The sequence below is a fragment of the Vibrio sp. 10N.222.55.B11 genome (genome assembly GCF_041473705.1).
GTDB classification, from domain to species: Bacteria; Pseudomonadota; Gammaproteobacteria; order Enterobacterales; family Vibrionaceae; genus Vibrio; species Vibrio crassostreae_C.
The window spans coordinates 68,656-79,663 of record NZ_JBFRST010000061.1 but is presented as its reverse complement, the minus strand read 5'-3'; the positions used below and the strand labels follow the sequence as shown (position 1 = coordinate 79,663).

Sequence of the window (11,008 nt, the reverse complement as noted above, 5' to 3'; positions counted from 1 at the left end):
GGGATAAACAACAAGATAAAACTAATCAAGCGAATGGGGTATGGGTATCGAGATACCGACTACTTCTTGGAAAGCCGCGATGAACCACAAATAAGCGGCTCTTTTTTAGCCCAATTTTCTGCTCTTAAACCTTATCGACTGTATCCGCCCCATGAACCCACGGGACGATATTGTTAATACGTGAGCGCCGCAATCACACTGTTAGCGCTAAGGAACCTTTGAAACCGTCACCAAAGCTCACTCATAATAAGCTATTATTTACAGTAGATTTCGGTTAATTTTCCAAAGGCCATTATGAAAAACAAACTGAGTTTAGCAATTCAAGCATACTGCAACTGGATTGATTCAAACATTATTGAAATTGCTTATGTCGGTTCCATTCTAGTTGTGATTCTAACGCTCATCATCAATCTTATTTAGGCTTCCATTTCCTAAATATTAGTTTCCTTTACTCATTACCGAGCTTTTCTAAAAGCCTCAGAGTTAAATCAATCACCTCATGGATTTGGAGTTTTACGCCTTCAAATAGCTGTGTGAGCGGATCTATTTTTGAGGTTGCAGCTTCAACAATGACTGATTTACCTCAACGATAAACTGATAACCTCTCATTCAATGAATCCTATCTTTTTAACCATTGCCTTGTTCATAGACAGAACCTTAAGCACTAAGCTCAGCGTAAATTCCGTCTAACGTAATGTTTTCTTTAGACTTCCTCTGCGCGGACTTTTGAGCGTTCCTTGATATATAACTGGTAGCCCACTCGATTTTATTGCTGATTTCTGACCATGCGCCGTGACTGATACATTCAAATATTGGTAACAGCCAGACATCCACATTTTTTGCCGCTTTAAACAATGAGACCGATGGCATTATCTGAAGCGCAATACTACGCCTAATGATCAGCGCAAGTAAACTGGCTCAGATGAGCCCATCAACGATGGCCTTTTGTGCGGTGACAAATCGTTGCCAGTTGGTGTGAGACTTTAACTCTTTAAAAAGCAGTTCCACCTGCCATCGACAGCGGTAGATCGCCATGATGTCATCGGCAGTAAAGGTGTCTGAAGGTAAGTTAGTTATCCAAATGCAGAATCGTTTTTCTTCAGCAAACCATCGTCGCACGACTCTAAACTCTTGTTTACCTCGACGGACTTTTAGGTCAAGGACCTGCGAACGGTTGGTACCTCGAGTAATGTCTTTCAGCTTCTTCCCTTCTAGCTTAGGCAGCAGTCGCCCCTTGCCGTTCCTTGCCTCAATAATCATAGGGTTCAGAGACTTAGCACCTCGGACAATATAGAATCCGCCATGCTGTTCAAGCTCTCGAAAGAAGTGGAAATCAGGATACCCTGCGTCAGCTAACAGCAATTTGTTGTTCATCGTTTTGGGCTCAGGTAAAAAATCTCTTTCTGATGCCGTATCAGCGCTGATGTTCATCGCGACTGGAGAAAAGCTTTTCAACGACATTGTCATATGACATTCAACCGCTGCAGGGTTACGTTTAAATCGACTCGGATAAACATCCGCCAGGTCACGATGGATGTGGAAAGAGCTGCCATCTTGAAGCAGTACATCATCAAAGGTGTCGAGCTTATTTGGTAGACCGACATTCTGCTGGCGAGCAAATTGAGCTATTGCTCGCATAACAAGTTGCCGCATGAAATTAGGAAACTCATTTTTCCTCAACTGGTTATGGTAAGGCTTGTATGCCACGGCACCTTCAGGGCTCAAGCACATCCCATTGAATTGTCGCAGTAAATCCGCAATGGAAGTGCAGTTTCCTTTGCTTAACGCGGCCACTAAGCTAATGACTAGCTGCTCGGGTAATATCGCCCGACACCGTTTCATCAGGCCTGTACTTTTCGCCATTTTTTGGAGGGTGTCAGCATTAAAGAATTGCTTAAATTGCTTCTGTAAGGAGATAATCGTCATCGGCTTCACTATTGATGTAGGTAGTTTGTTTGGCGACGATTATCTGATCATAAATGAAGCCTTTTTTCTATCTAAATAAACAAGTTAGCTCTTAAGATCCTGTCTATGAGAGCCTATCACCTTCTGGGTTGTCATCCATTGGTAAAGCTCATCCAGTATCGGCTTGGCATACGCTTAACGCTCTGCTTTGCGTTCTTCGGCAGGCGCACCTTTTAAGCGTGATTCTATCCCGTAGAGCTTTTGGGGGTTAGCCAGCACTTTATCAGCCTTGCCCAATTTACCTTCCCCTTGAAGCTTCTTCGCGTCCATGAACTTGCGTTAAGCACCCCACATTAGTGACGTGATGCAGACCATGATAAGCCGTGTAGCCATCGGTTTGTAGATAACCGTTGTAGTCACCTAAAAAGTCCACGGGGCACACCCTCGCGCGACTGTTTTGATAGTCGTACAAGGCGATTTTTTCACATTCGGCAGTGCCGCTTCGGGCGAGTCAGCGCCTGAGCAAAAGCCACATATAACACTGCTTCTCTTCTTTGAGCACATTGAGCGGCGTTTCATCCGCCTGAACCACCACTTGTTGAAGTAGGTTCTCCTTCAAGGCCACATACAGCGGGGCGAACTTCTCACTGACTTGGATAACCCACCTTGCCATGGTGGCGCGTGATAGCTCGATACCCGACTGGGTAAACAGCGATCATCAATCAATGCATTGGGTGCTAACTCTTGTCCTCCACCCGCTAAGCGACCATTACAAAAAGCACCAACAAGGATCTCGCCGGTAAAGCTGCCTTTGTCTATGGGCAACGTGCCACTGTAGGGCTTAAAGCCAAGTGCTTTCACCACACCTGTTAGTGTATACGCACCGCCACCGAGAAAATCTTTAAGCTCGACTGGCGTTTCAGCTGTGACTTCAGCACCAAAACCCGCCGCAGCGACATTCATAAAATAGTGGTCATTCGCACGCGCGCTATCCACCGCAAACGCCTTGCCTTCCAGCGCTAGTTCAAAAGCACCCGAAATATCGTTAGGTATTCCCGTTGCGGTAGCAAAATCATTCGCAGTGCCCATTGGGATAAGCGCCAGTTGTGGTCTTTCACTGGCACGGAACTGGTTGAGCGCGTTAACGGCTTCATTCACCGTTCCATCGCCACCGACAACAATCAGACGCTTAACACCATCGCATATTGCCTCGCTTACCAAACGAAACATGTCCGACGATTCCCAAGTCACTCTAACTTGCAGGTCAATATCATTGTCCCTCGCCGCAAAGATGGCTTGCCTTAATTCCGGGATATTGGCTTTCTTTCCGTTTAAAATCACGCGAATGCTGTCCATGGCTATGTCCTTGTATAGGCTAACTTGATAACTCTTTTGCTGCCGCTTTGATCTTAGCTCGTAACCACTTATGGCTTGGTTCATTAGTACGGCTTGGATGCCAAATCATACACATATCGAGGTCTTCCAACTCGAAGGGCAATGGCAGTGTTTTTACCGCGTACTTTTCAGCAAAACAATGCACTGATGAAATAGGCATTACTCCGATGTACTCAGAGCCTTCGATAACAGGAAGCATCTCTACAACGCCCGCTGCGCGATACACGATTCTACGTTTCTCAAGGTCACTATAGTGCTCAGAGCTTAATAAGCTTTTGCGCGCATGCCACCTAGAGACCACCACATGCTCGAGTGCTAAGAACTGTTCCATATCGATGGTATCGCCAACCGTAGGATGATCACTACTACACACCACCACCAGCTCTTCTGTAGAAATCACCTCGTGCTTAAGCATGGTTCTTCCTTTAGGCGTCATATCAACAATCACGTCGTGTCTTTGCAGCCTTAAATCAGACTCATAGTCTTCGGTAAACAGAGGATGAACCTCTAACGCGATACCTGGTGCGACTTGGCTGATTAACCGCATGACTTTTGGCATCATTTCGTAGCTCGCCGCCGAGACGCAGGCAATGGAAAACACGCGGCCTGAGGTTTTAGGATCGAAGTCTCTTGATGCGGATAAGGTAGAAGTAAAGTTTTTAAGTGCAGCGGCCATTGCAGGATAGATATCAATAGCGAATGTGGTTGGCTCTACGCCTGATGTGGTGCGATGAAACAGTGGCTCATCATAGATATCTCTCAACCTTGCAAGTGCTTTACTCACTGCTGGTTGGCTTATATCCATGCGATTAGCAGCTCTAGATAAGTTCTGCTCTTCATAAATAGCAACAAATATAGGAATTAGATTTAGTTCGGTACTTTTCATACAGTTCCATATTAAAGAAGCAGGTTCCCCATAGTAGAGAACCTGCCGATTATGTTCGATGCGAATAACTAAAGTTTGCTACTTAGTTCTATCTTTTAAGTTTGGCAAGGCTTTAGGGATTTTCAAGCGAACGGCAATTGAACGAGATTGACTCTGGCTTGATTTCTCGTTGGGCAAGTTACGTAACCCTTTCCATAAACGAGTGAATACGTTTTTATCTTCACATCCTTGTTGAAGGGCTTCGCTATCCTCTAGCCAACGCTTTTGTCCATTTGATTTACCATGTTGCGCTTTATCCAGTTGCACTTTATTCAGTTCTAACTGAGAGGTTTGGTTTCGCAATTGACGGTAGATAAAGGTTCTTAATGCAGCCCAATTACCTTGCTTAACTAAACGACGTAGTACCAGCCAACTCGGTGTTGGGCGGTTTGCGTAGTAACGCTTAACCGAAACAATCAACGCAATGCAGACTAACAACACCAAACCAACACTAATAAACACCGACATGTAGGCTTTGATGAAAGATTGGACTGTGTGTTTGGCTTCAAACACTTCGCCTTTTATCACCACGTTTTCAAGGCGTTGATTTTTGCTGTCCCACCACTGAAATGAAAACTCTGGCAGCGTAAACTCACCACCCTGCTGAATCACATATACAGTCTGTTCAACTCGGCTTGAGCGATAATCACCACGTTCTTGAGTGTCATCCAAACGGTTGGGCTGTGGGTAAGCTTGGAACTGCTTAGTGGACTTATTGGTTAGCACATCTGGCAGCAACACAGAAAAGCTGTCTTTTGCCTTAATCGTGATAGTTCGAGTAATAGCATCGCCAACTTTTAGCTCTTCACTTGAGCGTTGCCATTGTTGCTCTATATCTACTTCTGTCGCAGAAAACCAAGGCGTTTCATTATCGAGTAAACCTGAAGGCAACGAAGCTTCAAACTTAATCGGCTGCGTGTAAAGCGTACCGCCCACGTTTGAACCATCAGGAGCAGAAACTTGGATACGAACCGGTACGGTTGGAATAACAAACTCACCGGAAGTCATCGGATAAAGCGTCACTTCCCAACGCTGACGTGACCATGTAGTACCACCGACTCTTTCTGTGTAGTTCGTCGCGAGTTGGTTACGCTGCTTAGCGATAACGTTAGGGATTTCGATACTGCCGATTCGAGTGCCGCCCGTTAACCAGCGCGGTGTCGCCACCTCAATGTTCAGAATGACCTGCTCATTTACGCTGACTTTGCCCGGCGTTATCTTATCGCCTGACTTTGGCTTTTCCCCTACCCAAGCGATAAGCTCAACGTCACCACTTTTTTGGAGATCGAAGATATCTGCAGCAGAAACAAAAGTAGGGAAAACAGTGCTAATCAATAGAACCATCGACACAAGCAAGGTCTTGGTTAGTTTAAAGGACTCTGAGCGCCCTACCTTTACTTGAATCGATTCAAGAGCTAAATCATATCGACTCATTGCGTTTGCTCCTGTTTTGATGCCTGTTCCTGTTTTGGTGTCTGTTCGATAGAAGGCGCAGGATCTCTTAACTGAATTTGGAATTTGGATTTCAAGAAGAACTTAGGATCGGCTTCTACTCGCTTTAACCACTTGTCGGCAAGCTCTTGGCTGCCCAAGATTTCATTGGCGTTAAGTGTTTCCTTAAGCATCAATTCCGCTACCGTTTCTTCTTCAGCGCCATCACCCGTTCGCGGCTGATCGTCTTCGAGTTCTAAAGATTCTTCAGGGCCATCTGTGGTTCCAGACTGGCTTTCACTGGTTCGGTTTACCTCTTCGACAATTCCACTAAGCACAGCAAGATTGTTCTCCACATCCGTTCTTAGTTCTGGTGACAGATCCTCTTTCTCACTTAATGATTTCAAGAGGTCTCGTGCGGCAAGGTATTCACGCTGCCTAGCTAACGCACTCGCTGCATTGTACAAACCAAGGTCAGTTTTGGTTTGCAAAAACGCACTGTGAGCGAGCTTAAAATCACGAGCATAGTAATAAGCCGCGCCCTTTCGCATTGGGTCAGTAAAATGTTTGGCAGCTTGAAGATATTCTTTCTGATTCAGCAGGCGTTGACCTTGCTGATCGGGCGTTAACCATAAGTCCCACCACCATTGAGCTGTTTTGTCCCAAGTAGTAACTGACTCCACCGCAACTGGTTTCTCAGCGGTTAAGTTGACTGTTTTCGCCAAAGTGTCTGGTGAATACATGCTGCTTGTGATCATCAAACCAACGACACACCACTGCACCAACCACCCTTTTCTGAACCATAGCAACATAATGAAAGCCATTGGAATAAGCAGTCCATAGCCCATGTCTTTCCAAGGCATTGAAGATTCGCCGTTGAGCTGCATGTTTCTTTCAACCGCTCTGTTCAGTTGTTGGATATCCGAATCATCAACGGTCACTTCAATCACTCGTCCACCCGTCTTACTCGCTAAGTTACGCAGTGAATCTAGGTCGACAGGGTTATCGCTCACCACATTACTGTTTCCTGCGGCGAGAATGAGCAACTGATACGGATTGTCGTTAAAGAAACTCTCGTACGCCCTAATGGTGCTTGGGTCTACACCATCTGATACCAACAGTACAGAAGAGCCTAACTCACCAGACAGTTGCTGATTAATCAGTGGCAGTGCTTCCTCTGCTGACTTACCTGAAACAGGCATGATATCGGGTGTGATAGCCGCTAGAAACGGTTCAAACACCTTGCTGTCTTGCGTGACGGGCATCGCCACGTGTGCGCTGCCTGCATAAACCACTAAGCCCGTATTACCGCCTTTGCGAGCTGCCAATAAGTCTCTAATTTTCTGCTTAGATCGTTCCAAGCGACTTGGAGGCAAATCTTTGCCAAGCATAGATTCACTATTATCAAGCACAACCAACATCGACGCTTTGTCTTCACCAAAAGGCGATGCTTCACGTTGCCATGTTGGGCCAGAACAGATAATGATGGCGATAGTCACAATTACCACCAATAGCTTCAACGGCAGTTGCTTGCGCCAGCCTGTTTCGCCAATCGTCAATGCATCACGTAAATGTGCAGGTATAATGTCTTTCCACGTTGGTTTGGTCTCTTCTCTCCAACGAACCCATAACAGGAAAAACATTGGAATAAAGGCCAACAACCACAATGGTCGGATAAAATGAAACTGGGTAAAAAACTGTTGTATCGTGAGAGAATCAGGCATCACTCTCTCCTTTCAAATTCTTAACAGAAGAAGCGAGCAGCGATCTTCGGCGTATCGTTGCTAAGCTGAATGCGGTCAAATACATCACTACAACAATCGCCATCAAATAGTGGTGCAGCCCCTGTTTAGGGCGATAAGTGGTACTGTCATATAACTGAGGTTCAAGCTCACCAATCTGAGCATAGGCTTTGGTCAGTTCGTCGCGGTTAAGTGCTTCAAAGGCTTCGCCACCTGACTCTTGAGCGACACGCTTGATGGTTTCCATATCCAGAGCAACCTCTCCAACGGTTTGCGGAGCGCCCATCGCAATAACGTGAATTCGAACGCCTTTAGCCTTGGCGACTTTTGCGGCATCGATAGGCTCAACAAAACTTCCTGTATCATTACCGTCTGTTAATACGATCACGACTTTCTCTTTTTCGTTGGTGTCGACGTTTGAATCTTGAACGGCAGCACTTTGCTTTTCACTTTGTTCAAACACCTTGATCGCCAAGCCAATTGCATCGCCCAAGTGCGTACTTTGCCCTGCCATCGCGACATCGGTTTGATTAAGCAGTTCAAGCCATACATCTTGGTCCGCGGTAAATGGCGTTTGTACAAACGCTGCATCACCAAACAAGATCAAACCGAGTCGGTCACCTTTTCTGGTTTTCGCAAAATCAACCAGCACCTCTTTGGTCGCATCTAAACGAGAGATTTTATCGCCTTGTTTAGAAGTGAAATCTTGCTCCGCCATTGAGCCAGACAAATCGACCACCACCATCACATCACGACCCAATTGTTCGCGAACCTGTGGCTCACCAAGAATGGTTGGTTTCGCTAACGCACACACGACCAATACCCAAGTAATAATGAGCGTGGTTCGTTGCCACCAGCTTGGAGTTAACTGGCTTGCACCTTCTGACGGTGCTTCCCCAATCGCTTCTACCAATTCTCGAAAAAATGGCACCTTAATCGCCATTTGCTTAGTTCGATAAGCTGGCACCGCAAAGTAGACCAACAACGGTAAAGGCAGCGCAAAAAACCACAGCGGATGCGCAAATTCAAAACTGGCAGATAAAACATCAAACATTGTCTTGCCCCTCAACCGTTACCTGTACATTCGGCTTGTGAAGTTTTAGCCACATCATCGCGGTTTGAATTACCTCTAAACGCTGTTCAAAGCTCAAACGCACATTAGGGTCAATTAGGCTTTGCATCCATAATTCCGAAACTTCATCGGCAAAGAACGCATTGCTGTTTTCACTCGTGTTGGCGCTAACAGGCAGATAAGCGTTCAAACGGTTCACATAAGCTTGGCCAAACAACTTGGCATTACTGCTGTCTAGGTAACGAAGCACCACTTTGAGGACTTTAAAGGTTCGTTCGGTTGAGTTCTTGTCTCTTGCATCCAGTACCATGAGTTCTTGAAGCGCTTCTTTGCGATAACGGTTATTCCACCACCTTAACGCCAAGCGATAAGCCAGATAGATAGCGACCAATAACAGAATAACGCCAAGGATCTTCCAGCCGATCGTTTGAGGAGCCCAGCTCACACTGTCAGGAATGGCGACATCATGTAGGTCGCGAAGGATATAAGTACTTGGAGGCGTATGTTCAACAGCCATTTAGCGCCCTCCCACTAGTTTCTGCAGCTGTGATATGTGATTGCCCGACGTGTCTAATTCTATATAAGGGAGGTTTTTCATCGCCATCAATTTAGCAAGGGACAGTTTCTGAAGTGCCGCTTTTTGGGCAAGGCTTTTACTTGCGAGGTTAACCTTAGATTGGCTATCCAGATTAAGTTGAAAGCGACCATCACCCACTACCCAGTTTGCGCTTGCAAGATCTTGAGGCAATGACTGTTCTAATGAATCGGTGACCATAATGGCCAAGATATCGTTGTGTTGCTGTAACTGCTTTAGTCGATCGAGATGTTGTTCTCGGCAGTCTCGCCAGTCACTAATGAATATCAAGGTTGATTGCTTGAGTCTCATTCGTTTGATCAGTTCAATCCACTGGCTAAAACCAACATTATCGCCATCACTTACATTGACGCCTAAGCTTTGATTGGCTTTGGTAAGATGTTTTAGCTGAGCCAACAAATCAGATTGAGAACGTTGAGCTTTGGTATGAAACAGTTTTTGGTGCGAGGCCAAAACGAAGCCGACACGATCACCATCTTTCAGCACTCGCCATCCACACAATGCCGCCACTTCGGCAGCCACAACAGATTTCATGGTGTTTTGAGACGCAAAGAACATCGAACTGCGCTGATCGACACAGATCATCACATTACGGTCTTTCTCTTCGGTATAGCTACGAACATGAGGCTTACCCGTTCGCATCGTAACTTTCCAATCGAGATTACGGATATCATCACCCAATTGGTAATGACGTAATTCTTCGAAGTTCAAACCACGACCACGGAACAAAGAGTTATGTCTGCCCGAAAGTACGCTGCCCGCTTTTAAATGAGGTAACAGTGAAAACGACTCAGCTTGAGCCTGAATTCGCACTAACCTTGAATAATCACAATACAGTCGTGGATCAAGGCCTTGCGATTTGGGAGCTTGTGTTGGCTTCGCCATGACGCCCCCTAGTTATCCAATCTCAACATTATCGAGCAGTTCTTCAACCACTCTTTGATGGTCAACACCATCGGCCAATGCGTCGTAAGACAACGAGAATCGGTGACCTAATACGGTTGGTAACATGGCACGCACATCGTCCAACGTGACATGGTCACGTCCTTGCGACCATGCATAAGCGCGAGCACATTTATCCAACGCGATGGAAGCACGCGGACTTGAACCAATCTCAATCCATTTAGACAAGTTTGATTCTGGGTAACGCTCTGGCTTACGAGTTGCCATCACCAAGGCCACAATGTAGTTTTCAACTAAATCAGAAACGGCAATGTCTGGAAGTTGGCGCCGAGCTTCAAGTACCAACTCAGGTTCAATATGTTGTGGCGTGACTAATTCTGAACTGGTCTCGCTACCGAGTTCCTCACTGCGCACAAGTCGAATGATGTCGCGTTCAGCTTCATCTTCTGGATAGTCGACTGTCACTTTCATAATGAAACGGTCCATTTGTGCTTCAGGCAGTGGATACGTACCTTCTTGCTCAACTGGGTTTTGTGTGGCTAGCACCATGAACAAATCTGGCAGGATGTGAGTTTGACCACCCACCGTAATCGTTCCTTCCGCCATGGCTTCAAGCAGAGCCGCTTGCACCTTTGCAGGAGCACGGTTCACTTCATCGGCTAAAACAATACTGTTGAAAATAGGACCCGGTTGAAAGTGCAACTGAGGCTTCCCATCAAGCTCTTGATACACTTCTGTACCGGTTACATCTGATGGCAGCAGGTCAGGCGTAAACTGAATTCGACCAAAACTGGTGTTCAGTAGGTTCGCCAGCGATTTCACTGAACGAGTTTTCGCTGTACCGGGAAGTCCCTCTAAAAGCACATGGCCATTAGTCAATAACCCTATCACCAGAGCCCGAACGACGTGGCTCTGACCGATAACACTTTTCTCTGTTTGTTCAATCAGTTGGTTTATTGCTTGTTGCGCATGGTTCATAGGTCTTCCCTTAATTCAATCTGGCTGCGTACATCCTACTCACAAGCCCCATAACTATTAGT

10 protein-coding genes and 2 pseudogenes are annotated in these 11,008 nt (G+C 46.0%); 1 reads left to right on the top strand and 11 read right to left on the bottom strand.

What is annotated here, in order from left to right; all coding sequences use genetic code 11:
* The coding region (locus AB4503_RS20695) for a transposase (RefSeq protein ID WP_346762959.1) at window positions 1-177 on the top strand (177 nt) is incomplete at its 5' end.
* 480 nt (window positions 178-657) lie between these two features.
* On the opposite strand, the pseudogene AB4503_RS20690 reads toward AB4503_RS20695, so the two are convergent.
* From AB4503_RS20690 to AB4503_RS20640, 11 genes and pseudogenes are all read right to left on the bottom strand, one after another.
* Window positions 658-1,926, bottom strand: a pseudogene (locus AB4503_RS20690) (IS4 family transposase).
* Between the two features lie 174 nt (window positions 1,927-2,100).
* The gene (locus AB4503_RS20685) at window positions 2,101-2,235 is read right to left on the bottom strand and encodes a hypothetical protein (RefSeq protein WP_372115678.1); all 135 of its coding nucleotides are present in this window, start codon (window positions 2,233-2,235) and stop codon (window positions 2,101-2,103) included.
* A pseudogene (locus tag AB4503_RS20680) lies at window positions 2,204-2,578 on the bottom strand (transposase). The gene AB4503_RS20685 and the pseudogene AB4503_RS20680 overlap by 32 nt, the downstream one beginning before the upstream one ends.
* Window positions 2,521-3,261: a lipid kinase YegS gene (gene yegS / locus AB4503_RS20675; RefSeq protein ID WP_372115676.1), complete on the bottom strand. Its 741-nt coding sequence runs from the start codon at window positions 3,259-3,261 to the stop codon at window positions 2,521-2,523. Before yegS ends, AB4503_RS20680 begins: the two are co-directional and overlap by 58 nt.
* Before the next feature lie 19 nt (window positions 3,262-3,280).
* The gene (locus AB4503_RS20670; protein ID WP_017059228.1) at window positions 3,281-4,186 is read right to left on the bottom strand and encodes a LysR family transcriptional regulator; all 906 of its coding nucleotides are present in this window, start codon (window positions 4,184-4,186) and stop codon (window positions 3,281-3,283) included.
* Window positions 4,187-4,264: 78 nt separating this feature from the next.
* A complete protein-coding gene (locus AB4503_RS20665; protein WP_372115675.1) occupies window positions 4,265-5,659 on the bottom strand; it encodes a BatD family protein in 1,395 nt (464 codons plus the stop codon).
* The gene (locus AB4503_RS20660) at window positions 5,656-7,380 is read right to left on the bottom strand and encodes a VWA domain-containing protein (protein WP_372115674.1); all 1,725 of its coding nucleotides are present in this window, start codon (window positions 7,378-7,380) and stop codon (window positions 5,656-5,658) included. The genes AB4503_RS20665 and AB4503_RS20660 overlap by 4 nt, the downstream gene beginning before the upstream one ends.
* A complete protein-coding gene (locus AB4503_RS20655) occupies window positions 7,373-8,452 on the bottom strand; it encodes a VWA domain-containing protein (RefSeq protein WP_372115673.1) in 1,080 nt (359 codons plus the stop codon). The genes AB4503_RS20660 and AB4503_RS20655 overlap by 8 nt, the downstream gene beginning before the upstream one ends.
* Window positions 8,445-8,987, bottom strand: coding sequence for a DUF4381 domain-containing protein (locus AB4503_RS20650; protein ID WP_017066901.1), 543 nt, complete (start codon window positions 8,985-8,987; stop codon window positions 8,445-8,447). Before AB4503_RS20650 ends, AB4503_RS20655 begins: the two co-directional genes overlap by 8 nt.
* Complete coding sequence (locus AB4503_RS20645) at window positions 8,988-9,950, bottom strand: DUF58 domain-containing protein (RefSeq protein ID WP_372115672.1); 963 nt, start codon at window positions 9,948-9,950, stop codon at window positions 8,988-8,990.
* Window positions 9,951-9,962: 12 nt separating this feature from the next.
* On the bottom strand, window positions 9,963-10,946 hold the full coding sequence (locus tag AB4503_RS20640; RefSeq protein ID WP_372115671.1) for an AAA family ATPase: 984 nt from the start codon (window positions 10,944-10,946) through the stop codon (window positions 9,963-9,965).
* Window positions 10,947-11,008 lie beyond the last annotated feature (62 nt).